This window comes from Stenotrophomonas sp. 86428_Sma (genome assembly GCF_056481585.1).
On sequence record NZ_CM151156.1, the window covers coordinates 122,786 to 148,621 of the forward strand.

The 25,836-nt window shown below is 67.5% G+C and carries 24 protein-coding genes; 17 read left to right on the plus strand and 7 right to left on the minus strand.

Features of this window, described 5'->3' with window-relative positions:
* Positions 1 to 27: 27 nt before the first annotated feature.
* The 4 genes from ACZK3J_RS00490 to ACZK3J_RS00505 are packed head-to-tail and all read left to right on the plus strand — an operon-like array spanning position 28 to position 4,609.
* Entirely contained in the window at positions 28 to 819 is a 792-nt protein-coding gene (locus tag ACZK3J_RS00490; protein ID WP_032128720.1) for a lysophospholipid acyltransferase family protein, read from the plus strand.
* Positions 820 to 871: 52 nt separating this feature from the next.
* Positions 872 to 1,861: a YheT family hydrolase gene (locus ACZK3J_RS00495; RefSeq protein ID WP_478476996.1), complete on the plus strand. Its 990-nt coding sequence runs from the start codon at positions 872 to 874 to the stop codon at positions 1,859 to 1,861.
* 56 nt (positions 1,862 to 1,917) lie between these two features.
* Entirely contained in the window at positions 1,918 to 3,987 is a 2,070-nt protein-coding gene (locus ACZK3J_RS00500) for a tetratricopeptide repeat protein (RefSeq protein WP_049398186.1), read from the plus strand.
* Between the two features lie 10 nt (positions 3,988 to 3,997).
* The gene (locus ACZK3J_RS00505; RefSeq protein WP_049398185.1) at positions 3,998 to 4,609 is read left to right on the plus strand and encodes a YbhB/YbcL family Raf kinase inhibitor-like protein; all 612 of its coding nucleotides are present in this window, start codon (positions 3,998 to 4,000) and stop codon (positions 4,607 to 4,609) included.
* A gap of 137 nt (positions 4,610 to 4,746) precedes the next feature.
* On the opposite strand, the gene ACZK3J_RS00510 is transcribed toward ACZK3J_RS00505, so the two are convergent.
* Both ACZK3J_RS00510 and ACZK3J_RS00515 read right to left on the minus strand, forming a co-directional pair.
* Complete coding sequence (locus ACZK3J_RS00510; RefSeq protein ID WP_478476284.1) at positions 4,747 to 5,580, minus strand: DUF4377 domain-containing protein; 834 nt, start codon at positions 5,578 to 5,580, stop codon at positions 4,747 to 4,749.
* Positions 5,581 to 5,653: 73 nt separating this feature from the next.
* Positions 5,654 to 6,448: an undecaprenyl-diphosphate phosphatase gene (locus ACZK3J_RS00515; protein ID WP_012509682.1), complete on the minus strand. Its 795-nt coding sequence runs from the start codon at positions 6,446 to 6,448 to the stop codon at positions 5,654 to 5,656.
* A gap of 224 nt (positions 6,449 to 6,672) precedes the next feature.
* Between ACZK3J_RS00515 and glnA the strand changes: the two genes are divergently transcribed.
* The 4 genes from glnA (at position 6,673) to ACZK3J_RS00535 (ending at position 11,262) form a co-directional block, all read left to right on the plus strand.
* Positions 6,673 to 8,082, plus strand: a complete 1,410-nt coding sequence (gene glnA / locus ACZK3J_RS00520) for a type I glutamate--ammonia ligase (protein ID WP_004153533.1) — start codon at positions 6,673 to 6,675, stop codon at positions 8,080 to 8,082.
* A 394-nt stretch (positions 8,083 to 8,476) separates the two neighbouring features.
* Positions 8,477 to 8,815 (plus strand): P-II family nitrogen regulator, encoded by a 339-nt coding sequence (locus tag ACZK3J_RS00525; RefSeq protein ID WP_004134334.1) that lies wholly within the window; start codon positions 8,477 to 8,479, stop codon positions 8,813 to 8,815.
* Positions 8,816 to 8,836: 21 nt separating this feature from the next.
* Positions 8,837 to 10,267, plus strand: a complete 1,431-nt coding sequence (locus ACZK3J_RS00530; protein WP_049462231.1) for an ammonium transporter — start codon at positions 8,837 to 8,839, stop codon at positions 10,265 to 10,267.
* A 248-nt stretch (positions 10,268 to 10,515) separates the two neighbouring features.
* On the plus strand, positions 10,516 to 11,262 hold the full coding sequence (locus ACZK3J_RS00535) for an N-acetylmuramoyl-L-alanine amidase (RefSeq protein ID WP_189720335.1): 747 nt from the start codon (positions 10,516 to 10,518) through the stop codon (positions 11,260 to 11,262).
* Between the two features lie 87 nt (positions 11,263 to 11,349).
* Here the strand turns inward: ACZK3J_RS00535 and ACZK3J_RS00540 are convergent, their stop codons facing one another.
* Together ACZK3J_RS00540 and ACZK3J_RS00545 are read right to left on the minus strand one after the other, a co-directional pair.
* Positions 11,350 to 12,051 carry a LytR/AlgR family response regulator transcription factor gene (locus ACZK3J_RS00540; RefSeq protein ID WP_164080640.1) on the minus strand — a complete coding sequence of 234 codons (702 nt, stop codon included), beginning with the start codon at positions 12,049 to 12,051 and terminating at the stop codon, positions 11,350 to 11,352.
* On the minus strand, positions 12,039 to 13,748 hold the full coding sequence (locus ACZK3J_RS00545) for a histidine kinase (protein ID WP_164080639.1): 1,710 nt from the start codon (positions 13,746 to 13,748) through the stop codon (positions 12,039 to 12,041). The genes ACZK3J_RS00540 and ACZK3J_RS00545 overlap by 13 nt, the downstream gene beginning before the upstream one ends.
* A gap of 127 nt (positions 13,749 to 13,875) precedes the next feature.
* On the opposite strand from ACZK3J_RS00545, the gene ACZK3J_RS00550 reads away from it, so the two are divergent.
* From ACZK3J_RS00550 to ACZK3J_RS00565, 4 genes are all read left to right on the plus strand, one after another.
* Positions 13,876 to 15,387 (plus strand): alpha/beta hydrolase, encoded by a 1,512-nt coding sequence (locus ACZK3J_RS00550; RefSeq protein ID WP_478476285.1) that lies wholly within the window; start codon positions 13,876 to 13,878, stop codon positions 15,385 to 15,387.
* 65 nt (positions 15,388 to 15,452) lie between these two features.
* Positions 15,453 to 16,628 (plus strand): murein transglycosylase A, encoded by a 1,176-nt coding sequence (gene mltA / locus ACZK3J_RS00555; protein WP_478476286.1) that lies wholly within the window; start codon positions 15,453 to 15,455, stop codon positions 16,626 to 16,628.
* Between the two features lie 39 nt (positions 16,629 to 16,667).
* A complete protein-coding gene (locus ACZK3J_RS00560; RefSeq protein ID WP_081352330.1) occupies positions 16,668 to 17,081 on the plus strand; it encodes a cysteine peptidase family C39 domain-containing protein in 414 nt (137 codons plus the stop codon).
* Between the two features lie 183 nt (positions 17,082 to 17,264).
* Positions 17,265 to 17,579, plus strand: coding sequence for a hypothetical protein (locus ACZK3J_RS00565; RefSeq protein ID WP_032130155.1), 315 nt, complete (start codon positions 17,265 to 17,267; stop codon positions 17,577 to 17,579).
* A 62-nt stretch (positions 17,580 to 17,641) separates the two neighbouring features.
* Here the strand turns inward: ACZK3J_RS00565 and ACZK3J_RS00570 are convergent, their stop codons facing one another.
* Entirely contained in the window at positions 17,642 to 17,938 is a 297-nt protein-coding gene (locus tag ACZK3J_RS00570) for a HigA family addiction module antitoxin (protein WP_423162687.1), read from the minus strand.
* A gap of 169 nt (positions 17,939 to 18,107) precedes the next feature.
* Between ACZK3J_RS00570 and ACZK3J_RS00575 the strand changes: the two genes are divergently transcribed.
* From ACZK3J_RS00575 to ACZK3J_RS00590, 4 genes are all read left to right on the plus strand, one after another.
* A complete protein-coding gene (locus tag ACZK3J_RS00575) occupies positions 18,108 to 19,169 on the plus strand; it encodes a two-component system sensor histidine kinase NtrB (RefSeq protein ID WP_478476287.1) in 1,062 nt (353 codons plus the stop codon).
* Complete coding sequence (gene ntrC / locus ACZK3J_RS00580; protein WP_478476288.1) at positions 19,162 to 20,610, plus strand: nitrogen regulation protein NR(I); 1,449 nt, start codon at positions 19,162 to 19,164, stop codon at positions 20,608 to 20,610. The genes ACZK3J_RS00575 and ntrC overlap by 8 nt, the downstream gene beginning before the upstream one ends.
* A 93-nt stretch (positions 20,611 to 20,703) precedes the next feature.
* Positions 20,704 to 21,273 carry a superoxide dismutase family protein gene (locus ACZK3J_RS00585; protein ID WP_014035519.1) on the plus strand — a complete coding sequence of 190 codons (570 nt, stop codon included), beginning with the start codon at positions 20,704 to 20,706 and terminating at the stop codon, positions 21,271 to 21,273.
* Positions 21,274 to 21,304: 31 nt separating this feature from the next.
* Positions 21,305 to 21,919, plus strand: a complete 615-nt coding sequence (locus ACZK3J_RS00590) for a superoxide dismutase family protein (RefSeq protein WP_478476289.1) — start codon at positions 21,305 to 21,307, stop codon at positions 21,917 to 21,919.
* 118 nt (positions 21,920 to 22,037) lie between these two features.
* Here the strand turns inward: ACZK3J_RS00590 and ACZK3J_RS00595 are convergent, their stop codons facing one another.
* Positions 22,038 to 22,925: a hypothetical protein gene (locus ACZK3J_RS00595; protein WP_032130160.1), complete on the minus strand. Its 888-nt coding sequence runs from the start codon at positions 22,923 to 22,925 to the stop codon at positions 22,038 to 22,040.
* Between the two features lie 93 nt (positions 22,926 to 23,018).
* Here ACZK3J_RS00595 and ACZK3J_RS00600 point away from each other — a divergent pair, with 93 nt between their 5' ends.
* The gene (locus ACZK3J_RS00600; RefSeq protein WP_099551602.1) at positions 23,019 to 24,314 is read left to right on the plus strand and encodes an acetyl-CoA C-acetyltransferase; all 1,296 of its coding nucleotides are present in this window, start codon (positions 23,019 to 23,021) and stop codon (positions 24,312 to 24,314) included.
* Positions 24,315 to 24,535: 221 nt separating this feature from the next.
* Here ACZK3J_RS00600 and ACZK3J_RS00605 read toward each other — a convergent pair whose 3' ends face one another.
* Positions 24,536 to 25,831, minus strand: coding sequence for a heme biosynthesis HemY N-terminal domain-containing protein (locus tag ACZK3J_RS00605; RefSeq protein WP_478476290.1), 1,296 nt, complete (start codon positions 25,829 to 25,831; stop codon positions 24,536 to 24,538).
* Positions 25,832 to 25,836: the final 5 nt, after the last annotated feature.

The window sequence follows — 25,836 nt, forward strand, 5'->3', positions numbered from 1 at the left end:
GCTGCGGCGCTCCGGTATCGTGCGCGGATGACTTCCCCCACTCCGGCCCCCCGTGGCGGCGTGGCGCGTGTGTGCCGTTACCTGTACCGCGTACCGCTGCTGTTGGTCCACATCACCGTGTTCCTGCCGCTGATCCTGATCGGCATGCTCCCGCCGTGGGGCGAGCTGCGCGTGGGCGAGGATACCTTCGGGGCGAAGGTGGTGAACTGGTGGCAGGGCGGCCTGATGTGGATCTTCGGCTTCCGCCTGTCACGGGTGGGCCAGCCCTTGCCCGGTGCCGTGCTGTTCGTCGCCAACCACGTCAGCTGGGTCGACATCTCCATCCTGCACAGCCAGCGCATGATGGGCTTCGTCGCCAAGCGCGAAATCGCAAGCTGGCCGCTGGTCGGTTGGCTCGCCGCGCGCGGGCAGACCATCTTCCACCAGCGCGGCAACACCGAATCGCTCGGTGGCGTGATGCAGGTGATGGCCGATCGCCTGCGTGCCGGCAAGGCAGTAGGCGTGTTCCCGGAAGGGCGCACCCGCGGTGGCCATGAAGTGGGGCCGTTCCATGCCCGCATCTTCCAGGCCGCGGTCGAAACCGGTGTTCCGGTGCAGCCTGTGGCGCTGGTCTATGGGTTCAAGGGTGACGCACAGACCATCGTGGCATTCGGCCCGGGCGAGAGTTTCGCCGCCAATTTCCTGCGCCTGCTGGGTGAGCCGGCGCGGCATACCGAAGTGCATTTCCTGGAGCCGATCGGTACCCAGGACCTGGAAGGCCGTCGACGCATCGCGGAAACCTCGCGCGCGCGCATCGTGGCGGCCATGAGCACCGGCTGAGGGCACGGTGGCCCTGGTCCCGCCACCCGTCCTGGACGCCGGTACACCGACGTTGCATGCGACTGACTACCAGCCGCCGCGCTGGCTGCGCAATCCGCACCTGCAGTCGATGCTCAGCTCCAGCCGCATGCGCCTGCAGCGCGGCCTGCTGCTGCTGGCCGCCACCGGTGCGGTCAGCGAAGAGCTGATCCTCGACGGCGGTGATGGCGTGCGCCTGCAGGGCTGGCACAGCCATGTCGAAGGCCGCGAACCGAAGGGCATGGCCCTGCTGCTGCATGGCTGGGAGGGCAGTGCCGAATCCAGTTACATGCGCATGGCTGCCGCGCGCATGATCGAACAGGGTTTCGATGTGGTGCGGCTGAACTTCCGCGACCATGGCAACACCCACCATCTGAACCCCGGCATCTTCCACTCCAACCTGATCGATGAAGTGGTGCATGCCGCGGGTGACATCGCCCAGCGCTGGCCGCAGCTGCCGCTGGTGGCCGCCGGCTATTCGCTGGGTGGCAACTTCGTGCTGCGCCTGGCCCTGCGCGCGCCGGCTGCCGGCGTGCCGCTGCTGCGGGTGGCCTCGGTGTGCCCGGTGCTGGACCCGGGGCTGACGATGGAGAGCATCGAAAACGGCCCGGCGATGTACGACTGGTACTTCCGCCGCAAATGGGCCGGCTCGCTGCGCCGCAAGCGCGATCTGTTTCCCGAGCTGAGCGACTGCGACGACCGCGTGCTGAAGCTGGACATCCGTGCACTGACTGCCTGGCTGGTCGAACGGCACACCACCTTCGGCTCGCTGCAGGCCTATTTCGATGGCTATTCGATTGCCGGTGACCGCCTGTCCGCCCTGCAGGTGCCGGCCGACATCCTGATGGCGCAGGACGACCCGGTGATCCCGTACGCGACCTTCAGCGATTGGCAGCTGCCGCGCCAGGCGCACCTGGAAACCGCCTGCTGGGGAGGCCACTGCGGGTTCATCGAAAACTGGCGCGGCGACGGCTTCTCCGAGCGCTGGGTGGCGCAGCGCCTGCAGCGGGTGCTGGCGGGCTGAACCGGCACCGGTGCGTGGACCGCTACAATGCGGGTTTGCACTTGAACCGGACCGCCATGCAAGACCAGATCATCCAAGCGTTGCGCCAGAACCAGGCCGACCAGGCCGTGCAGCTGGCCCAGGCGTGGACCCGTGATGAACCCGGCCAGGCCGAAGCCCACCGCTGGCTGGCGCTTGCGCTGCAGCAGCAGGGCAAGGCCGAGGATGCGATGGAGGCGCTGCAGCAGGCGTTGCAGCTGGCCCCCGATGATGCCCAGCTGCACCTGCAGCACGCTGGCCTGCTGCTCGCCCTGCGCCAGTACCAGGGCGCTGACGAAGCGCTGGCACGTACCACCGGGCTTGACCCGAACTCATTCGCCGCCTATCTGATGCAGGCGCACCTGGCGATCGGCCGCAACGACTTCGATGAAGCCCAGCGCCTGTCCACGCTGGCCTCGCGCGTTGAGCCGGACCACCCGGAACTGCTGACCATCGACGGCATGATCGCGCTGCGCCGCGACGACCCGGATCGTGCGCTGACGCTGCTGTCGGCGGCCAACCAGGCGCAGCCCAACGACACCCGCGTGCTGTACGCACTGGGCTTCGCCTACCTGGGCAAGGACATGCTGGCCTTCGCCGAGCAGGCGTTCCGCCGCGTGCTGGAACTGAACCCGGCCATCAGCTCGCTGCATGGCCTGGTAGTGCAGTTGGCGCTGCGCCAGGGCAACCTGGAGGCGGCTGCCGAAGCGATGCAGATCGCGCTTCAGCAGGAAGGCATGGATACGCCGTCGATGCGTCGCCTGGCCGGTGAACTGTCGCTGCGCGGCGGCCAGCCGCTGCAGGCGCTGGACCATCTGCTGCCGTTGCTGGAATCGATCCCCGACGACCGCCAGGTGCTGCAGCTGCTGCTGATGTCCTGGCAGCGCCTGGGCCGCGAAGACGAGGCCCGCGCGCGCCTGGACGCGGCCCTGGAACAGCATCCGCAGCTGCACGACCTGTGGCTGGCACGCCTGGCCGTGGAAGAAGTCGGCAGCCCGACCGCCGCGGCGACCGTGGAGCGCTGGATGGACGCGATGCCGGGTCATCTGCCGGCACTGGAAGCACGCCTGCGCCTGCATGACATGGTGGGCGAACACGAACAGGCCGAAGCCATCGCCGAACGTATCGTCAGCCTCGAACCGGGCCGCGTCAGTGGCGAAACACGCCTGGTCGAAGGCCTGCTGCAGCGTGATCCGGTTGCCGCGATCGCGCGCGTGCAGGCGCTGATCGACAGGGCGCCGGACGGCCATCGCGCCGACCTGCGTACCTGGCTGGGTGAAATCCAGGACCGCGCTGGCCAGCCGGAACAGGCGCTGCAGACGTGGATGGCGCTGCAGGCCGACCAGGCACCGCAGCGCCTGCCGCTTCCACCGCAGGCCAAGGCGCCGCCGAGCTGGCCGGAGAAGGGCGAGATCGACAGTGATGCCAGCTCCGCGCCGATCTTCCTGTGGGGTGCGCCGGGTTCGGGTGTGGAGCGGGTTGCGACCGGCCTGGCGGCCGCCAGCCCGGTGCTGCGCAGCGACCGCTACACCAGCAATCCGCCGGATGATGCATTCCAGAACTACCACACGCTGCAGGACCTCGCCTCCGGCGTGCTGACCCCGGAGCGGCTGGTGCAGCGCTGGCGCGAGCAGCTGCCGGCGCGTGGCCTGCAGGGCGATGCCGTCATCGACTGGCTGCTGTGGTGGGACAACGCCCTGCTGTGGGCGCTGCGCCCGCAGCTGCCGCAGGGACGACTGGTGCTCGTGCTGCGTGACCCGCGCGACATGCTGCTGGACTGGGTGGCCTACGGCGCTGCCGCTCCGCTGGCGATGACCTCGCTGGCTGAAGCCAGCGAATGGCTGGCGCGCGGGCTGGCGCAGGTTGCCACCCTGCATGAGGAAGAACTGTATCCGCACGTGCTGCTGCGCATCGACCAGATCGGCAATGATCCGCACGCGATGGCCGAGCTGCTGGGACGCCTGTTCGAGCGGCAGATGCCGCCGGCCGCACAGCTGGGCGCACCGCGCTTCCCGCCGGGCCACTGGCGCAACTACCGCGACGTGATGAGCGCCGCCTTTGCCAAGCTCACCCCGATTGCGGTGCGCCTGGGTTACCCGGAAGAGTAAGGAGAAGCCGATGCAACTGAGCAGCCACAGCCTGACCAACGGCGCGCCGATCGACCGCGAGTTCGCCGCCGGCGATGCCACCGGCTTCGCGCCGGACCGCAATCCGCACCTGGCCTGGAACGGCGCACCGGAAGGCACGCGTTCGTTCCTGCTGGTGTGCGTGGACCCGGATGTGCCGACCGTTGCGGAAACGGTCGGCCGCAGCGACATGACCGTGCCGCGCGACCAGCCGCGCTGCGACTTCGTGCACTGGGTGATGGCCGATATTCCGGCCTCGGTGCAGGAGATCGCCGCCGGCAGCTGCAGCGATGGCTTCGTGGTGAAGGGCAAGACCGCACCGGCTGGCCCGGCGGGCAGCCGCCAGGGCCTGAACGACTTCACCGGCTGGTTTGCGGGCAACCCGGACATGGCCGGCGATTACCTGGGCTATGACGGCCCGTATCCGCCGTTCAACGACGAACGCGTGCACCGCTATTTCTTCCGCGTGTTCGCGCTGGATGTGGCCTCGCTGGAGCTTCCGGCGCGCTTCACCGCCGCCGACGCATATCGCGCCATGCACGGCCACGTGCTGGCCGAAGCGGCACTGCATGGCACCTATACGTTGAACCCGGCGCTGGGCTGAGCGGCACGATGGGGAGAGCCGGCCGCTGGCCGGCTTTGCTTCTGTAGCGTCGAGCCACCATGAAAAGGGGCAGCCGGCCAGCGGCCGGCTCTACCCACCACGAAGAAGGGCGACCTCGCGGGCGCCCTTCTGTCGTCTTACTTCTTCTCGATGGCCGACTCGACCACCATGTCCAGCACGTACGCCTGCGACGGCGCATCGGCCGGCGGGTTCTTCACTTCGTAGCGCTTCACGCGCACCACGTTGCGCACGCCGTCCTCGTGGGTGTAGCCCTCGATGTTGCCGTAGAAGTTCTCGAACTTGCCCGGCTCACCCTGCTTCAGGCCCTTGTCGTCGAACTTCACTTCACGCACCTGCAGGCACTGGTAGTCCGGGATCAGCGGGTGCGAGCACTTCTCGGTCTTGGCGGCCACTTCCAGGAATACGGTTTCGCCGGCGCCGCCGTAGCGGGTTTCAGCGGTCGGTTCCGGGTTGAACACCAGCACGTCGCCCTTGGCGGTGGTCAGGGTCAGCTTGCCATCGGCATCCTGCTCGGCCTTCAGCTCGCCCTGCAGGCGGCTCGACACGGCCTCGTCCAGCGCCATCAGCGCCTTGTCGGTGCAGGCCATCATGGTCGAGGCCATCGCACTGACCGTCAGCTTGCCGTCGGCCAGGGTGTAGCCGCCACCCATGTGGTTGCAGGCGTTGCTGACCGACAGGCGGCCATCCGCGAAGTCCAGGGTGACCGGCTTGTCTTCGCGGGCGAACAGCGCGTCGATGCGCTTGCCGTCGGCGGCAGTGGCCTGCTGCAGCAGCCAGTGCTGGCTCTGCAGGCGCTGCGCGTCCAGGTGCGCCAGCGTCTGCTGGTCTGCTGCCTTGGCCGCGGCCGCGGCCGGGGCCACGTCGTCGCCGCCGGTGCCGGCCGGGGCCGGGGTCTGGCTGCAGGCGGCCAGCAGGGCCAGCGGGAGGAGCAGGGTGAGCTTGCGGTTCATGGTGATTCTCCTTGGGGAACCGTGGGGGAAACGGGGTGGGGCCGGCAACGGGGTTACCGTGCCCCGGCGCTGTTCAGCTGCCGGACGGCAACCACAGCAGCAGCGCGGCGCCCAGCGCGATGCGGTAAAGCGCGAACGCGGTGAATTTGTGCGATTTGATGTAGCCCATCAGCCACTTCACTACGACGAAGCCGGTGACGGCCGCGGCAAGGAAGGCCACGCCCACCTCGGTCCAGTTCTCGCTGCCCAGCTGTCCGGCCTTGGCCATTTCCAGGAAGGTGTAGGCGCTGGCGGCGAACATGGTGGGAATGCCAACCAGGAACACGAACTCGGCGGCGGCCGCGCGGCGGCTCAGGCCCAGCAGCATGGCCAGGAAGATCGCCGAGGCCGAACGCGAGGTGCCGGGGAACACGCCGGCCACCACCTGCGCCAGGCCGACGCCGATCGCCACGGTCCAGGTCACCTGGTCGCGGTCGGGCAGGCGCGCGGTGTAGGCCTCCACCAGCAGCATCCAGATGCCACCGATGATCAGTGCCCAGGCCACCGGGCTGACCGTCTCGGGCAGCGACCAGCCGGCTTTGCGCACCACCAGGCCGACCACGGCGGTGACCAGGAAGGCCGCGCCCAGCTTGAAAACGTACTCGCGGTTCTCGCGCTGCCCGAAACCGGTGGCCAACTGCAGCAGGCGCTGGCGGAACACCAGTACCACCGCCACGATCGCGCCGGCCTGGATGACGATGTTGAAGAAGTCCGAACGGGCACCCAGCCAGTGCTGGGCGATGAGCAGGTGGCCGGTGCTGGAGATCGGCAGGAACTCGGTCAAGCCTTCGAGGATGCCCAGCAGCAGGGCGGAGAGCAGGTCGGACATGGACGGTGCGGGCACGCGCGGCAGGAAGGAAGAAGGTCGAGAGGATAGACGATCACTGCCGCACCAAACGGGTGCGTCCGCTGTCGGCTGCACCCATTTGGTGCGCACGGTTCTGCACCGCTGCGGGGCGGCCTTTTTGAAATCAATGACTTGCAGCCTGCGAAAAGTTGGCACGGTCGTTGCTGTACCTCAGCAGGCATTCATCCCCATCCGAGGTCGTACCGATGTCCGTGGAAAACGTTGAGAAGCTGATCAAGGACAACCAGATCGAGTTCGTCGACCTGCGCTTTGTCGACATGCGTGGTGTCGAGCAGCACGTGACCTTCCCGGTCAGCATCGTCGAGCCGTCGCTGTTCGAAGAAGGCAAGATGTTCGATGGCAGCTCGATCGCCGGCTGGAAGGGCATCGCCGAATCGGACATGGTGCTGCTGCCGGATACCGCCAGCGCCTACGTCGACCCGTTCTACGCCGATCCGACCATCGTGATCAGCTGCGACATCCTCGATCCGGCCACCATGCAGCCGTATGGCCGTTGCCCGCGCGGCATCGCCAAGCGCGCCGAGGCCTACCTGAAGTCCTCCGGCATCGCCGAAACCGCGTTCTTCGGCCCGGAGCCGGAATTCTTCATCTTCGATTCGGTCCGCTTCGCCAATGAAATGGGCCACACCTTCTTCCAGGTCGACTCGGAAGAAGCGGCGTGGAACAGCGGCGCCAAGTACGACGGCGCCAACAGCGGCTACCGTCCGGGCGTGAAGGGCGGTTACTTCCCGGTGCCGCCGACCGACACCCTGCACGACCTGCGCGCCGAGATGTGCAAGACCCTGGAACAGGTCGGCATCGAAGTGGAAGTGCAGCACCACGAAGTGGCCACCGCCGGCCAGTGCGAGATCGGCACCAAGTTCAGCACCCTGGTGCAGAAGGCCGACGAACTGCTGCGCATGAAGTACGTGATCAAGAACGTCGCGCACCGCAACGGCAAGACCGTCACCTTCATGCCCAAGCCGATCGTCGGCGACAACGGCAGCGGCATGCACGTGCACCAGTCGCTGTCCAAGGGCGGCACCAACCTGTTCTCCGGTGACGGCTACGGCGGCCTGAGCCAGCTGGCGCTGTGGTACATCGGCGGCATCTTCAAGCATGCCAAGGCCATCAATGCCTTCGCCAACTCGGGCACCAACAGCTACAAGCGCCTGGTGCCGGGCTACGAAGCACCGGTGATGCTGGCCTACTCGGCCCGCAACCGTTCGGCTTCGTGCCGCATTCCGTGGGTGTCCAACCCGAAGGCACGCCGCATCGAAATGCGCTTCCCGGATCCGATCCAGTCCGGCTACCTCACCTTCACCGCGCTGATGATGGCCGGCCTGGACGGCATCAAGAACCAGATCGACCCGGGCGCACCGAGCGACAAGGACCTGTACGACCTGCCGCCGGAAGAAGAGAAGCTGATCCCGCAGGTCTGCTCCTCGCTGGACCAGGCGCTGGAAGCGCTGGACAAGGACCGCGAGTTCCTGAAGGCCGGCGGCGTGATGAGCGATGACTTCATCGACGGCTACATCGCGCTGAAGATGCAGGAAGTGACCAAGTTCCGCGCGGCCACCCACCCGCTGGAATACCAGCTGTACTACGCCAGCTGACCGGTGGCGATGGCGGTGGGCTTCCCCCTCCCACCCGCCGCCATCGCTTCCGTCTTCGCGGCTGGGGAGCCGCAGGGCGGGCCCCGGTCCGCCGTGGTAGAGCGGACCCCGACCCGCCGTGGTAGAGCGGGCCGCTGGCCCGCCGTGGTAGAGCGGGCCGCTGGCCCGCTGCAGTAGAGCGGACTGTTAGTCCGCTGAAACAGGGGCAAGAGAGACCGGATACGCGACCAGGGCCGCCCTCCCTCCCGCGTCGGTCGTGCAAGGAGAGAGGCACGGCCGTCCCGGCCCTGTACGTGTCCGGTGCAACAGCCACGGCCATCATCCTGATGGCCGCTGGTTGCCTGATGCCAACGCGCGCTGGCGCGCTGGCCCCATCCACCCTCGGGACATGCGCATGAAACTGATCTCCGCCATCATCCGGCCGTTCAAGCTCGACGAGGTCCGCGAGGCCCTCTCCGACGCAGGCGTGTCGGGCATCACCGTGACCGAAGTGAAAGGCTTCGGCCGCCAGAAGGGCCACACCGAGCTGTATCGCGGCGCCGAGTACGTCGTCGACTTCCTGCCCAAGATCAAGATCGAAACCGTGGTCACCGACGAGCGTGCCGACGCGGTGATCGAAGCGATCCAGTCGTCGGCAGGCACCGGCAAGATCGGTGACGGCAAGATCTTCGTCACCGCCGTCGAACAGGTCATCCGCATCCGCACCGGCGAAATCGGTGCCGACGCGCTGTAACCCCTTTCCGGAGACTCCCCCATGAAGATGCGCCTTCTCACCGGGTGGCAAGCCCGGTTCCACTTCGTGTGCCTGTTGATGCTGCTCAGCGCGCTGGCCGCCGGTGCGTGGCCGGGCAGTGCCCACGCTCAGGCCCAGATCTCGCCGCTGCCGAGCGAAAGCGTGGCGGTCGAACCACTGCAGGACCCGGTCGCTCCGGCCGCCGCACCGGCCGCGGCTGAAGCCGCCGCGACCTACGACCATGGCGACGTGGCCTGGATGCTGACGTCCACCCTGCTGGTGCTGCTGATGGTGGTGCCGGGCCTGGCCTTGTTCTATGGCGGCCTCGTGCGTTCGAAGAACGTGCTGTCGGTGCTCAGCCAGATCCTGGTGGTGTTCTCGCTGGTGCTGCTGCTGTGGGTGGCCTATGGCTACAGCGCGGTGTTCAGCACGGGCAACCCGTTCTTCGGCTCGTTCACCGAATTCGCCTTCCTCAAGGGCTTCACTCCGGAGTCGGTCGGCAACACCCCGATCAAGGGCCTGCCGGACTACCTGTTCGTCGCCTTCCAGTCGACGTTTGCTGGCATCACCACCGCGCTGATCGTCGGCGCGTTCGCCGAGCGCATCAAGTTCCGTGCGGTGCTGCTGTTCTCGGCGCTGTGGTTCACCCTCAGCTACATCCCGATGGCGCACATCGTCTGGGGTGGCGGCTACCTGGGTGAGATGGGCGCGATCGATTTCGCCGGTGGCACCGTGGTCCACATCAATGCGGGCGTTGCCGGCCTAGTGGCTGCCTGGTTTGTCGGCAAGCGCCTGGGCTACGGCCAGACCGCGCTGAAGCCGCACAACGTACCGTTCACCTACATCGGCGCGATGCTGCTGTGGGTGGGCTGGTTCGGCTTCAATGCCGGTTCCGCCGCCGCCGCCGATACCGTGGCCTCGCTGGCCTTCCTCAATACCGTGCTGGCCACCGCCGCAGCGGTGCTCGGCTGGACGCTGGTGGAAGCGATCAGCAAGGGCAAGCCGTCGGCACTGGGCGCGGCCTCGGGCGCAGTGGCCGGCCTGGTCGGCATCACCCCGGCCTGCGGCACCGTCGGCCCGCTCGGCGCGATCATCATCGGTTTCGTCGCCGGCGTGGTCTGCGTGTGGGGTGTGACTGGTTTGAAGCGCCTGCTGAAGGTGGACGACACCGCCGACGTGTTCGGTGTGCATGGTGTCGGCGGCATCGTCGGCGCGATTCTCACCGGTGTGTTCAGCGCGCAGTCGCTGGGCGGCACCAAGGCCGATCTGGATATCGCCCATCAGGTCTGGGTGCAGGTGGTCAGCGTCGGCTTGACCGTGGTCTGGTCGGCGGTAGTGACCACGCTGATCCTGCTGGTGGTGCGCAGCGTGGTCGGCCTGCGCGTGACCGAGGAAGCAGAGCGCACCGGCCTGGATGTGACCTCGCACGGCGAGTCCGCGTACGAGGCCTGAAGTAGCGGCCGAGCTGCTGCATTGATGTTGTGGGTGCCGACCGTTGGTCGGCACTTCTACTGCTCTGGTAGGTGCCACGCTTGCTTGGCACTGGGTCTGGGTCTGCTCTGGTGGGTGCCGACCGTTGGTCGGCACAGCGGCTAGCCCATCCACGCATGGCGTGGATCTACTGCATCCTCTCTGGTGGGTGCCAAGCTTGCTCGGCACGGCGGCATGCATCATCGCGCCTGATCGCGCACAATCGGGCCATGCACCCGATCCGCACCGCCCTGATGCTCTCGGCCTGCCTGCTGCTGGCCGCCTGTGCCTCCGCGCCGCAGGAAACCCGCAACCCGCTCGCCACCTGGGTGTCGTCACCCAACCAGAATGCGCGCACGCCGGTCATCATCGTCATCCACCACACCGAACAGAAATCGGTGCAGCAGAGCCTGCGCACGCTGCGCACCGCCAACAGCGGTGGACCGGTCAGCGCGCACTACCTGATCGGTGCCGATGGCCATCGCTACCAGCTGGTCGCCGATGAGCGCCGCGCCTGGCACGCCGGCGCCGGGCGCTGGGGCACCATCACCGATCTCAACTCCGCCTCGATCGGCATCGAGCTCGACAACGATGGCCGCAGCCCGTTCAGTGCGGCGCAGATCGAATCGCTGATCGTGCTGCTGCGCGATCTCACCACCCGCCTGAACATCCCGCCGCGCCAGGTCATCGGCCATGCCGACCTGGCGCCGACGCGCAAGCAGGATCCGAGCCGGTTCTTCCCGTGGCAGCAGCTGGCGGAGGCTGGATTCGGCGTATGGCCACGCGCCGCCGACGGGGCTGCGCCGGAAGGCTTCGACGCGTGGAATGCGCTGGCCCGCTTCGGCTATCCGCTCGACAACCGGGACGCCACCGTCGCCGCCTTCCACCGCCGTTTCCGTGGCCGCGACGACCTGCCGAAGACACTGGATGCCGAAGACGCCCGCATCCTGCATTCCCTGCTGCTGCAGACGCCGTGAGCCATGCCTGGCGCGTTCCAGCGCAGGCATCTCCATGCGGCTCCCGCTCCCCGGTAGTGCCAGGCCGTGCGTGGCATCCTCTGGCGATCACCCCAGTCCCAACGCATCGCGTAGCGCCACGATGTGCGCGCGGCCAACAACCAGCTCGCTACCGTCGCTCAGCACCAGCCAGTAGCGGCTGCCGGAACCGGCATGCAACGTACGCACGTGCCGCAGGTTGACCAGGTGCGAGCGATGGCAGCGCACGAAATCCTGAGGCAGTACTGAGGCCAGTGCAGTCAGGGATTTGTCATGCAGTTCGCTGCGGCCATCGCGCATGCGCACCTGGCTGTAGTCGCCATCTGCCGCGATCCACATCACTTCCGAGAGCTCGACGGTTGCCGTTCCCTGCGCACGCCAGATGCCCAGGTAGCGTGCCCGGCCTGAACGCATACCGCCGGTATCGAACAAGCGTTCCAGCGCCTGACCAAGGCGTTCGCGCGAAAAGGGCTTGGGAACGAAGTCGAGCACGCCGTGTTCAAATGCCTGCAGCGCACGATCACGGTGGGCCGACACCACTACGCACTGGTAGCGGCCGGCTACCGCACGCCGCAGCAGTTCGAAACCGTCCTCGCCCCCAAGGTTGAGGTCCAGCAGCAGGCCGTCGTAGACATTGCGCTGCAGGCGGTCGCCGGCTGCCTCCAGATCGGCCACGGCATCGAAGCGTGCGCGCGTTCCTGCCAGCTCGGCGCACAGCCGCTGCAGGCGTTGGCGTACCAGCGGTTCGTCTTCAACGATCAGGATGCGCATGTCAGTTCGATCCGTCCGCACCATTGGTTGCCGTCGATGCCTTGCACGAAGCTCCATCCGCCGGGGCTGGCGGCCGCCAGACTGGCTTCGATGTAGCGCGTGCCCGTGCCGCGACCGCGATGCGAGGACGAGCCGTGCGCGCTGTGCAGTTCCAGCACCCAACGTCCACTGCCGCGCTGCACGCGCAGACGGAACGGGTGCTGCGCGCATGCCAGCGCACCGGCGTGCGTCAGTGCGTTTTCCACCTGTGCATGCAGGATGCCGGGTGGCAGCAACAGCGGCGCATCCTCGCCATCCACGTCCAGCACCAGGGGCTGGCCCAGTGCCTGGCCAACGATGTCCAGATGGCTGCGGCACAGGGCCAGCTCGTCCTGCAACGGAATGCTCTGCCGGCTGCTGCTGTCACGCAGCCGATCGAACTGATCGGCCAATGACTCCACCAGGCGGCTGGCACGCGAAGGTGCCTGCTCGATCAGTTCCTGCAGACTTGTGAGGGTGTTCATCAGCCAATGTGGCTGGATGCCTCGCTGCAACAGCTGCAATGAAAGCCGTGCGCGCTCTTCACGCAACAACGCGTTGTGCCGGTCCAGTGCCTGCAGTTGTACCGCGTGACGCAGCAGCAGGAACACCATCAGCACCGCCAGCAGCAGGAAGTACGGTCCGTCAAGGAAGGCGCCGCGCGCGACCAGCAACGCCAGCAGGCCGGCTAGCAGCAATGCCAGGATCGGCCATCGATCCTCTGTGTCGCCGCGCGCACGCAGCAGCAGCAATGCCGAAGCGAGCAGGCTCAACAAGAGCACTGCCGCCGAGCGGGTGTCAAAGCCAGGCAGGACGATGGCGAGCACCGCGATCACGGACAGATAGACGAAGCACCCGACACGCGGAACCGCCACCTGGAATCGCCGCGCCAGATAGGCTGGCAGGAGCATGGCCGCGGCTACGTGCAATGCCAGCAGTGCAATCAGGCGCGGGACATGCCACGGGTAGTCATACCCCAGCAGGGAGCGCCACGCTTCCACTGCAGGCAACGCCAGTCCCACCACGCCCAGTGCCAGCAGAAGGCGAGCGCCGGGCGTGCGGGTCTGGCCACGCAGTACCGCCAGGAAATACAGGCTGGCTGCCGCCAGTGCGCCGATGGCGAAGGCCGCAACCAGCCATGGCAGGATGATCTGGCCATACAGCACAGCTGCGGGCGCGATCAGTGCCATCGCGTCGGCGCCATGCAGGGTGAAATGTTGTCGCTGGCTGGATGCAAGCACGACCAGCTCATCGGTGGCATTGCCAGAAGCGGGGGGAAGCACGTGGACAAGGTCGATGCGTCCTGGTTGTTCTTCTTCAGCGGTGCGGCCCACGACGCCATTGCTGATCCAGGGCGTGCCGTTCCAGTACAGCTGGCTGGCAGCGCGCAGCGACAGCCGCAACGTGCGGTCATGATCGTCGGTGCCGGTTGGCGCCGGCACCTGCCAGCGCAGCCAGTACGGGCCGCGCCACTGCGCCAGCAGCTGCTGATCCAGCGGACGCCAGGCCAGGTCCTGCGGCGGCCGCGCAGGCAGGGGGCTGGATGCCCCGGCGTCCGCAGGTGCCATCTGCGCCCCCTGCACGAATACCTCGCCGGCGGGTGGCGTCGACACGACCAGCCATGCGGCCACCGCCGCAAGCAGCAGAGCAAGAACAGCCAGGGTACGTGGGATCTGCATGGCGGCCATCGTATCGGTTGCGTGGAGCCATTGGACCGCCTTTTGGAGACGTTCGGCAGGCGGGTGCCCCCACAGCCCTGTGATCGAGCCGATGCTGACCGCGCACGTCCCTCCTTTGGAGCCCACCATGAGCCGCAACGCCTGCACATCGTCCAGCAGTCTCCATCCTCGTCGCTCTGCCCTGGTCGCCACGGTGGCCACGTTCTGTCTGGCGCTCGCTGCGGCCATGCCGGCGCAGGCCACGCCTAGGGCATTGGTGTTCGAGCCGTACACGCTGCAGACCAGAGCACATGGCGCCATCCCTGCAGAGATCGCCGTGCTGGAGGTGCCGCGCCGACACAGCGAGCCGGACGGACCGCGCATGGGGCTGAAGGTGGTACGCCTGCGTGCAACCGGCGGCGATGGCCGCAGCGCCCCCGTGGTTTATCTGGCCGGTGGCCCGGGCGGTTCCGGCATCGATACCGCGCGCGGCCCGCGCTGGCCGGTGTTCGACCAGGTCCGACGCGAAGCCGACGTGCTGCTGCTCGACCAGCGAGGTGCCGGTCTGTCTGAACCACCGCCGGAGTGTCCGCATGAAACCCGCTTCGACGATGGCCAACCACTGCAGCGCGATGCGGCCCTGGCCGCATTGCAGGCGACGGCTGCCAAGTGCGTGGAATTCTGGCGTCAGGCTGGCGTCGATCTGGGCGCCTATACGACCGCCGAGAGTGCCGATGACCTGGATGATCTGCGGCGCGCACTGGGTGTGCCCAGGATCAGCTTGTGGGGCATGAGCTATGGCACCCACCTGGCGCTTGCGACGGTGCGCCTGCACGGCAAAGATCTGGAACGCGTCGTGCTGATGGGCACCGAAGGCCCCGATGACACACTGAAACTGCCGCTCAGCAGCGATGCGCTGCTACAGGAACTGACGCCACTGGCCCGCAGGGACGGCTTCGACGATCTGGCCGGATCGGCAAAGCGCGTGCTGCAGGCATTGCGTGAGCAGCCGCGACAGGGTCGCAGCCGCATGCATGACGGTCGCCAGGTGACCATCGGTGAATTCGATGCGCAGATCCTGATTGCCAATACTCTTGGCCAGCGGCATACCCAGCAGTGGCTGCCGTTGATACTCCGCGAGGCCGAGCGCGGCAACTACGACCCGCTGGCCGATCTGGTGCTGATCGTGCGCGCACAGTTCGCCCAGTACCCGGCGATGGGGCTGGCCATGGACGTGGCTTCCGGGCAGAGCCCGCAGCGCCTGGCGAGGGTGGAGGCGCAGGCACGCGAAAGCCTGTTCGGCGACGCCCTGAACTTCCCGTTCCCCGCCATCGGCAACGGCCTGGGTCTGGCCGATCTGGGCGAATCCTTCCGCGGGCCGCTGCGCAGCGACGTGCCGGTGCTGTTCATCAGCGGCACGCTGGATGGGCGCACGCCACCGGCCAACGCCGATGCGCTGCGTCCAGGCTTCAGCCATGGCCGCTCGCTGCTGGTGCGCAACGCCAGCCATCACCACGAGCTGTGGACCGGCAATCCTGCCATTGCCCGCAGCATCGTCGACTTCCTGGCCGGTCGCAGCGTGAACGATGCCGAGCTGGACGTACCGCCGCCGGTGTTCGCCACCAGCAACAGTGGCCTGCTGGGCAGTGGCGGACGCTGAAGGGAGAGCGTGGTGCCGGGCACCCGGCGCGTCCGGCACCGTGCTGTTTCCTCTACATTGGGGCAATGAAAGACATCATTGCCCCCCTGAACCGCACGAGCTTGGGCCTTGTTGCGCTGGCTGTGCTCGCCGGCTGCTCCACCACCGCTCCCCGCACCGGAACCGAAGTGCCGACGCCGGTCACGCCGCCCGCTGCCACCTATGCCAAGGCCGCATGGAGTGCACTGCCACCGGTCTCCGACAGCGACCTGCAGGCCGGTTTCGTCGCCTGGCGCAGCAGCTGCACCCGCCTGAAGAACGATGCGGTCTGGGCCAAACCCTGCGCCACCGCCGCGACGGTTTCGGACAAGGACCCGGCGGCGATCCGCCAGTTCCTGCAGCGCGATCTGGATGTCTATGCATTGCGTGCCGGCGGCCACCAGGCCGACGGGCTGATTACCGGCTACTACGAGCCGATCTACCCCGGCAGCCTCACCCGCACGGCTGCTGCCACCGTACCGGTTTACGGCACGCCGAATGATCTGATCGTGGTGCAGCTGGACAGCGTCTACCCGGAATTGAAGGGCAAGCGCCTGCGCGGGCGCGTCGAGGGCAAGGTGCTCAAGCCCTATGACGACGCCGGCACCATCGCGGCCAAGGGCGCCAAGGCGCCGGTACTGGCCTGGCTGACCGACCCGATGGACCTGCAGCTGCTGCAGATCCAGGGGTCGGGCCGGGTGCGCCTGCCCGATGGCACGCAGGTGCGGCTGGCCTATGCGGAACAGAACGGCCACCCCTACCGCGCGATCGGTCGCTGGCTGGTCGACCAGGGCCAGCTGAAGAAAGAAGACGTCACCATGGACGCGATCCGCGCCTGGGCCCGGGCCAATCCCGCGCGCGTGCCGGAACTGCTGCGCAGCAACCCCAGCTACGTGTTCTTCGTGCGCAACCCGGACAGCCCGGAAGGCCCACGTGGTTCACTGAACGTGCCGCTCACCGCCGGCTACAGCGTCGCAGTGGATCGCAGCGTGGTGCCGCTGGGCAGCCTGCTGTGGCTGTCCACCACGCGCCCGGACGGCACCCCGGTGGTGCGCCCGGTGGCCGCGCAGGACACCGGCGGCGCCATTGCCGGTGAAGTGCGCGCCGACCTGTACTGGGGCAGCGGCGATGCCGCCGGCAAGCTGGCCGGCGACATGAAGCAGAAGGGCAACATCTGGATGCTGTGGCCGAAGGGCATGGCCTTGCCGGCTCAGAGACCGTGATGCCTGATCAATCATTACTCATCCATTGGAGCTTAAGCAATGAGCGCACTGAGGCGTGTACACCAACGTGACTGGAACAACGGTGATTGCGGCATAGCGTGTGTTGCCATGCTGGCGCGCGTTTCCTATGAGGAAGCGCTTGAGGCATTCAGGACGCTACCGGGAAAGGCAAAAGGCACCAGCTTCTTCACTACGCATACTGACATCGCGCAGATGCTGGCGCAGTTCAGTATCGCGACCAAGCGCGTGAGCTTCAGATCATGGCGGGCCATTGATCGACATGCAATTGTAAAAGTTAATCCTTATCAGTCGGGCCGGAGATGGCATTGGGTTGTCCTCGATGCAGGCAGGGACGAGCTCGTCGTTCACGATCCGAAGCCGGGCAAGACGCACTTGATCCGAGACTTTCGTGGGCTAAAGGGAAGTGGCCACTTCATTGCAGTTGCGGACTAGTGTCTGCGGCTGCCACCTCTGTCCGTCGGTTAGCGGCCGAGACCAAAGCCAGCTGAGTTTTGGAAATGGCCACTTCAAAGTGCGGTGGTCGTCGTACTGGGTGATAATTGTGGCAGTGCCGCGAACCACATCGCGGCGGCCTTTTCGAACTTTCCGGCCGCGCCTGCGGCCAGGACCTCTGCAATGACCTACGCAAAGCACAACGCAAAACCCGGCGCGAAATCCGCCGCGAAGAAGTACTACAAGCACTGGGCCGAATCGGGCCTGGGCAAGGGCAACGTGCTGATGGAAGCCCGTGGCGAGAAGATCGTGCGCCAGGTGGAGATCTACGGCACCAAGATGGTCTGGGCCGACGAGCATGCCCACAGCGATGACCGCTTCCTGCTGGCCGACCAGCCGGTGTCGTTCCTGGATTTCGACGAAGACGACGAGATCAGCGCGCGCGAATTCGAAAGTGCCTGGAAGAAGGCCCGGGAAGCCACCGGCTATCCGGTGTAACGCTGCCCGCCCGGGCTCGGGTCCCTTTCCGCAGGGAAAGGGCTCTGCCCCCGGGCCAAGGCTCAGGCAGCCGCGTTGTAGGGTTCGATCCGGGCAAGCACGTCGGCCAGCTTTTCCTTGGTCATCGCGGCATCGAAGTCGGCCTGCAGGCCGATCCAGAACTTGTCGGAAACGCCAAAGTAGCGGGATAGGCGCAGCCCGGTGTCCGCAGTGACTGCGCGATCACCGGAGACAATCTCGCCGATACGGCGTTGTGAGACGCCAATTGCCTTGGCCAGCCGGTATTGGGTGATGCCCAAAGGCTCCAGGAATTCATGCAACAGGATCTTGCCGGGAGCGGGGTAGGGGGCGGTTCGCATGGGGTGGATCGCTTAGAAGATTGACGCTGGGAGCAGTGTGGCAATCCCGTGTGCCTGCGGAAATTGGGTTATGCGACCACGTACGACGCATTCGGCCTGAGGGGTCAGAGCCCTTTCCTGACGGAAAGGGATCCGACCCCGGACCCGCGTTTTGCACTACATTGGTGCAATGTCCGACCCCGCACCCCCGCCGTCCCTCGATGCCCTGGGCACGCCGTTGGCCTGGGCCGGGGCCGATGGCTGCATTGCCGGCTGCAACCCGGCCTTCGCCCGCTGGCTGGGCGTCAGCGTCCGGCGCCTGCTGGGGCGGCCGCTGGCCGCACTGGAAGTGCAGGGCGAGGCACTGGCCCATTTCCTGGCCCGCGATGAGCGCGACAGCCTGCGCCTGAACCGGTTGGCGCTGGCGGTGCCCGGCGAGGCCCCGCGCTTCGCCGAGGGCTGGATGAGCCGCCGCGACGATGGCGGTTGGCTGCTGGAGGCGCATCCGGTTGATGAATTCCCCGGGCTCGACCCGACCCAGGCCCTGCCCAGCGCGCTCAGTGCGGCGCTGAAGGGACTGGCCCACGAGCTGCGCAACCCACTGGCCGGGCTGAAGGGCGCGGCCCAGCTGCTGGCCCGCCGCGCGGCCCAACGCGATGCCAGCGAACGTGAGCTGATCGAATTGATCGGGTCCGAGATCGAGCGCCTCAACGGCCTGCTCGACCAGCTGCTGTCGCCGGCCCCGGCCGCACCGCATGCCGAACTGAACATCCACGCCGCGCTGGAACGCGTGCTGCGCCTGGCCGAGAACGAGGCCGGTTGGGCGGTACGCCTGCAGCGCGACTACGACCCCAGCATTCCCGAATTCCATGGCGACGCCGACCGCCTCACCCAGGCAGTGTGGAACCTGGTGCGCAACGCGATCCAGGCCGGTGCCGGCAACATCACCCTGCGCACCCGCGTGGAGCATGGTGTGCGCATCGCCGAGCAACTGCACACGCTGGCGTTGCGCCTGGAAATCGCCGACGACGGCCGTGGCGTGCCCGAGGAACTGGCCGAACACCTGTTCCTGCCGCTGGTCAGTGGCCGCGCCGAGGGTACCGGGCTGGGCCTGGCACTGGCCCAGCAGGTCGCGCGCGAGCATCGCGGCACGCTGACCTACCGCTCGCGCCCGGGCCATACCGTGTTCACCCTGCTGCTGCCGATCATCAGCGGCGTCGCCCCGGCCGAGGAGGCCCCGCGTGATGTCTGACGCCTCCACTCCCGCACAACGCATCTGGGTGGTCGACGACGACCGCGCCGTGCGCTTCGTGCTGTGCACCGCGCTGCGCGAGGCGGGCTACCAGGTTGTCGACTTCGACAGCGCCGCCCCCGCCCTGCAGGCCCTGAGCGAGGGCCCGCCGCCGGCGCTGCTGTTCACCGATGTGCGCATGCCGGGTGACGATGGCCTGGTGCTGTTGGACAAGCTCAAGGCCGCGCTGCCGCAGCTGCCGGTGGTGGTGATGTCGGCCTACACCGACGTGGCCAGCACGGCCGGTGCGTTCCGCGGTGGCGCGCATGAATTCCTGTCCAAGCCGTTCGATCTGGACGACGCCGTGGCGCTGGCGCAGCGTGTGCTGCCGGCCGTTGCACCGGCACTCGCGGCGCCCACACCTGCGGCGGAAGCGCATGGCGACCAGCCGCCGCAACTGGTGGGCGATACCCCGCCGATGCGTGCGCTGTTCCGTGCCATCGGCCGCCTGGCGCAGGCGCCGCTGGCGGTGCTGATCACCGGCGAAACCGGCACCGGCAAGGAGCTGGTGGCCAATGCGCTGCATCGTGAATCGCCGCGCGCGCAGGGGCCGTTCGTCGCGCTCAATACTGCTGCAATCCCGTCCGAGCTGCTGGAAAGCGAGTTGTTCGGCCACGAAGCCGGCGCCTTCACCGGTGCCCAGCGTCGCCATACCGGTCGCTTTGAGCAGGCCAACGGCGGCACGCTGTTCCTCGATGAAATAGGCGATATGCCGTTGCCGCTGCAGACCCGTCTGTTGCGCGTGCTGGCACAGGGCGAGTTCTTCCGCGTCGGCGGCCGCGAGTTGATCCGCGTCGACGTGCGGGTGATTGCCGCCACCCACCAGGATCTGGAAGGACTGGTCGCGCAGGGGAAGTTCCGTGCCGATCTGCTGCATCGCCTGGATGTGGTGCGTCTGCAGCTGCCACCGCTGCGCGAGCGTCGCGAGGACATCGCGCAACTGGCCAGCACCTTCCTGGCCGCCGCCGCACGCAAGCTGGATACGCCGCCGAAGCGCCTGACCGCTGCCGCACTGCAGGCGCTGCGCGAACACGACTGGCCGGGCAACGTGCGCGAACTGGAAAACGTGTGCTGGCGGATGGCGGCGCTGGCCGCCGCTGACACCATTGGCGTGGCCGACGTCGATACCGCGCTCAACCGTACGCGCGGTCGTCGCAGCAGCACCACCAACGCCGATCCGGGGCAGTGGGAGGCACTGCTGGCCGAATGGGCACGCCGTCAGCTGGCCGAAGGCGTGGAAGGGCTGCACGCGCAGGTGCGTGAGCGGGTCGACCATGCCCTGCTGGAGGCCGCGCTGCAGATCACCCATGGCCGCCGTGCCGAAGCCGCGGCCCGCCTGGGCCTTGGCCGCAATACCCTTACCCGCAAGCTGGGCGCCGGGCGCCGTCGCGGGGGCCATTGAACGGTCCCTGCACGCGATCCTCGCGCCCGCTTGCCGAACCGTTGATCGTTCATGGACGATGCCGTCCGTAGTGTCACCTGCAAGGAGTCTTCGATGCGTCTGTCCTTTGCCATCCTGCCGTTGTCCGCCGCCGTGCTGCTGTCTGCCTGTGGCAGCGCACCGAAGAAGGCCGAACCCACCCCGCCACCGCCGACCGTGGTCAGCGCCGCCAAGCAGGCCGAGGCCAATCTGTCGCCGGCCTCGGCCAGCATCGTCAGTGGCCGCATCGCGCTGATGGTGGAGCCCGGTGGCATCCACATCACCGGGCTGATCGGTGGCCTGCAGCCGATGCAGCAGGCCGGCTTCCACATCCACGAGCGCGGCGACTGCAGCGCGGTGGATGCCAGCAGTGCCGGCAATCACTTCAATCCCGGTGGCGCTGCGCATGGCCGCGCCGGCACCGGCAAGCACCACCTGGGCGACATGGACAATCTGCGTGCCGACGCCCAGGGCCGCGCCAACGTCGATATCCACCTCAAGGGCGTTACCCTTGGCGGAGGCGCCGCCACCGATATCGCCGGACGTGCACTGGTCGTGCATGCCAACGCCGACGACTATCGCAGCCAGCCCGCCGGCAATGCCGGCGTCCGCATCGCCTGTGGCGTGATCCGGGTTGTCCGCTGATCACTGCAGGCATCATCCAGGGAGAGATTCCATGCGTTTGATCCACACTTCGCTGTTCGCAGCCATTGCTGCACTGGGCCTGGCGGCCTGCAACCAGCAGCCGGCCGCGCCGCAGGCTGAAACCGCGCCGGCCGCTCCGGCCGACGGCGCCACCGCCGAACCGGCCGCAGCACCTGCACCGGCTGCCGATGCCTCGGCCACGGCCGAGCTGGCGCCGACCCAGGGCAACGAGACCAAGGGCAGCGTCACCTTCAAGGTGGTTGACGGCAAGGTCCACGTGACCGGTCAGATCAGCGGCCTGAAGCCGGGCAGCGAGCACGGCTTCCACATCCACGAGAAGGGCGACTGCAGCGCGCCGGACGGCATGAGCACCGGTGGCCACTTCAACCCGGGCAAGCAGGATCACGGCAGCGTGTCCGCCGATCCGCACCACGGTGGCGACATGCCCAACATCAAGGCCGACGACAAGGGCGTGGCCACCATCGACGGCCCGGTGTCGAGCAACGTCAACATCGGCAAGGGCGATGACTTCGACATCATCGGCCGCGGCCTGATCGTCCATGCCGATGCGGATGACTACAAGACCCAGCCGACCGGCAACGCCGGTGCGCGCCTGGCCTGCGCAGTGATCCAGAAGGCGCAGTAAGCCATCAGAAAACGCCGGCGCAAGCCGGCGTTTTTTCTTTATCGGTAGTGCCGGCCGCTGGCCGGCAATCGCAGATCCGGAGGTCGCCGGCCAGCGGCCGGCACTACCAACACCCGCATCAGCGCGCCAGCAACTCGCGCGCGTCCTGACCGGCCTCGCAGTGCACGAACAGCACCGGCACGCCGTGCGCTTCCAGCACCGCGGCCATCTGCCGCTGGCGCATCAGGAACTGCTCGTAGATGCCCTTCAGGCGGTCGCAGTCGTTCTTGCCGTGGTTGTAGTGCGCGCACCAGCCGGCCGGATCGAACAGCGCCATGCGTGCCTCGCCATGGGTATAGCGCAGCAGCGGCTCCGGCGCGGCATTGAGCCACTCGTCCTCGCCCGGCGCCATGATCGCGGTCTCGATCAGCGGCCACAGCGCGGCCAGGCCCTGGTTGTCGTACTGCATCGACATCATCGCGGCCAGATCATTCACGGTGAAATAGCGCGCATGCTCGATGCGGGCACCGAAGGTGTTCTGCGCCATCAACGCGGTGTCGGCATGCGCCATGCCGTTGGCCAGCAGCGTGTCTTCCAGCGCCTCGGCCACTGCATTGGTCGTCGCCACGTCGCTGCCGGTCAGCAGGAACGGCACCACGCGCAGGCCACCGCCCACCAGGCTGGCATCGGCCTGGAACGGCAGCGGCACATCACCAGTGGCGTCGGTACCGAAGGCCAGCAGGCGCGGGCCCTGGTTACGGCCCGGCGCACGCATCTGCAGTTCTTCCAGGCGGCGATGGATCGGCCAGCCCGGACGCAGTACTTCGGCCGGGTCGAAATGGGCGGCGGCGAACACCAGGTCCAGCTCGGCCACCTGCGGCACCAGCTTGGACAGGTCGCGGCCGACGCGATCGGCCAGTTCACCGGCCTGTTCGGCGCTGAGCACCGCCTGGCGGGGGATTTCGCCGCCGGCCAGTTCCAGGGCCAGCACGCCAAGGGCATTCATCGCGGGGTCGGGTTTGCTCATGGTTCCACGGTTGGCCCATCACAGGGCGGCAGCTACACTTGGCTCCATTATGCCTGCTCCGTCGTGCAGGCCATGTTGCAGACACCCTCATCCATGCCAGGTATCTCCATGCCCAACGCTCGTCCCGTCGCCATCCTCGGTGGCGTCCGCATTCCGTTCTGCCGCCAGAACACCGCGTATTCGGATGTCGGCAACCTCGGCATGTCGGTCCGTACGCTGGGCGCGCTGGTTGAACGTTTCGGCCTGCATGGCCAGCAGCTGGGTGAAGTGGCGATGGGTGCGGTGATCAAGCACTCCAGCGACTGGAACCTGGGCCGCGAAGCCACGCTGTCCTCCGGCCTGTCGCCCTTGACCCCGGGCATCACCCTGCAGCGCGCCTGCGGCACTTCGCTGGACAGCATCATCACGGTTGCCAACAAGATCGCGCTGGGCCAGATCGAATCGGGTATCGGTGGCGGTTCGGATACCACCTCCGACGTGCCGATCGTCTACGGCAAGAAGCTGCGCGCGCGCCTGCTGGCCGCCAACCGTGCCAAGAGCACTGGCGACAAGATCCGCGCGCTGACCGCTGGCTTCAAGTTCTCCGAGCTCAAGCCCGAGTTCCCGGGCGTGGCCGAGCCGCGCACCGGCAAGAGCATGGGCGACCACTGCGAGGACATGGCCAAGGAATGGAACATCTCGCGTGACTCGCAGGACGAGTGGGCGGTGTCGTCGCACAAGAAGCTGGCTGCCGCCTATGAGCGCGGTTTCTTCAACGACCTGATCGCACCGTTCCGTGGTGTCGAGCGTGACAACATCCTGCGCCCGGATACTTCGCTGGAGAAGCTGGCCACGCTGAAGCCGGCGTTCGACAAGGTTTCCGGCCGCGGCACGCTCACCGCCGCCAACTCCACGCCGCTGACCGACGGCGCCGCCGCCGTGCTGCTGGCCAGCGAAGAGTGGGCGCGTGCCCACGGCCATGAGCCGCAGGCCTATCTGCGTGACGCGCACGTCTCGGCGGTGGACTTCGTGCATGGCGAAGGCCTGCTGATGGCGCCGACCGTGGCCGTGCCGGAGATGCTCAAGCGCAACGGCCTGACCCTGCAGGACTTCGACATCTACGAGATCCACGAAGCTTTTGCCGCGCAGGTGCTGTGCACCCTGCGTGCGTGGGAGAGCGAGGATTACTGCCGCAATCGCCTGGGCCTGGATGCACCGCTGGGTCGCATCGACCCGGACAAGATCAACTTGCTGGGCTCGTCGCTGGCCACTGGCCACCCGTTCGCGGCGACTGGCGCACGCGTCATCGCCACCGCAGCCAAGCAGCTGGCCGAACGCGGCGGTGGCCGCGCGCTGGTGTCGATCTGCACCGCCGGCGGCATGGGCGTAGTGGCGATCGTCGAGCGCTGATCGTTGCGACCGCGCGCCAACCAAGGTTGGCGACTACCGGGAATGCACGCTGGATCTGCTTTGGTAGATGCCGACCTTGGTCGGCCATGCGATGTCATCGTTCGGAAGATGTCAGAGCGCCAACCAAGGTTGGCGACTACCGGGTTCCATAGATGAAAACGCCGCCCATCGGGCGGCGTTTTTTCTTGCTCAAGTGGGTGCCGACCGTGGGTCGGCACGCTTCACGGCAACCGTGGATTGCCGAATTCGTCGCGCTCTTCGTTGGCGTCATACACCGGCGGCTGCACCGTAACCGGCTGCTCCTCCACCGTGGCACGCAGCGGCGCTTCGGTGCCGCGCACCAGTTCCACGCTGTCCTCGCCACGCTGCAGTCGCAGCGCATTGGCCAGGCACTGCGCGGCCAGCGCGTGCTCGCCACGCTGTGCGAACAGCTCACCCAGTGCCTCCCACGCCGGGGCACCGGCGCCCGCGGCGATGGCCTCGTGCAGGAACGCATCGGCGGCATCCCACTGCTGCTGGGCCAGGGCCACGCGGCCCTGTGCCAGGCGCAGCGCAGCCGAGCTGTCGTGCACGTTGCGCCAGCGCGCGAGGTTGGCCTGACGCGTGGCCAGGCGCTCGGCCGGCAGGCGGCCATACAGCGCCACCAGTTCGTCATCCCAACGCTGGTCCAGTGCCTGTTCCAACGCCAGCAGCGCCGGTTCGTCCCAGTTCAATGCAATCGCACGGCTGGCATACGCACCCACCACGTCCGGGGTTGGCCGCAGCGCCTTCGGCGTGGCTTCCCACTGCGCGGCCAGCGCATTGACGTCGGCTGCTTCCAGCAGCGCCTGTGCGGCCAGGCGTGCTTCCAGTTCGCTGTTGGCGTCGGCCGGCAGCACCTTGCTCTGGCGCAGTGCACCCAGCTGGCCATACGCCTCGTGGGCGCGGCCGGCCTGTGCCAGCGCTTCGGTACGCAGCCACAGGCCGCGCGGCGGCAGCGGCTGGATCGTCGCCACATCCAACGCGTTGATCGCATCCACCGGCAGATCGCGCGCCAGCAGCTGTTCGGCGCGCAGAAGCGCCTGCAGGGTGGCATCGCTCTCGCCCAGGCGCTGCAGCAGGGCTTCACCGGCGGGGCCGTCGGCACGTGCCTGCGCACTGCGCACGGCGTTGGCCAGCGCCACCGCGCTCACTTCCGGATCCTTGGCGGCACCGTCCAGCAGCTTTTCGGCACGCTGCCACTGACCGTGCTCATAGGCCTGCAGGCCGTCGATCAGGCGCACCCGGCCCTGCTTGCGGCGGTAGCGGCCCCAGGCGCGGAACGGTGCTGCTATCAGGCTCCACAGCAGCCACAGCACCAGCACCGCGATCACCGACAGCAGTGCCACCTTGGGCAGGTTGCTGTGGTAGTCGTAGCCGCCGTAGCGCAGGGTCACTTCGCCGAAGCGGTTGAGGTCATCGGCGCCGAGCCATTGCGCGGCCACCACGCCGATGGCCACGGCCAGCAACAGCACGACCAGGGATTGCAGGGGTTTCATGGGGG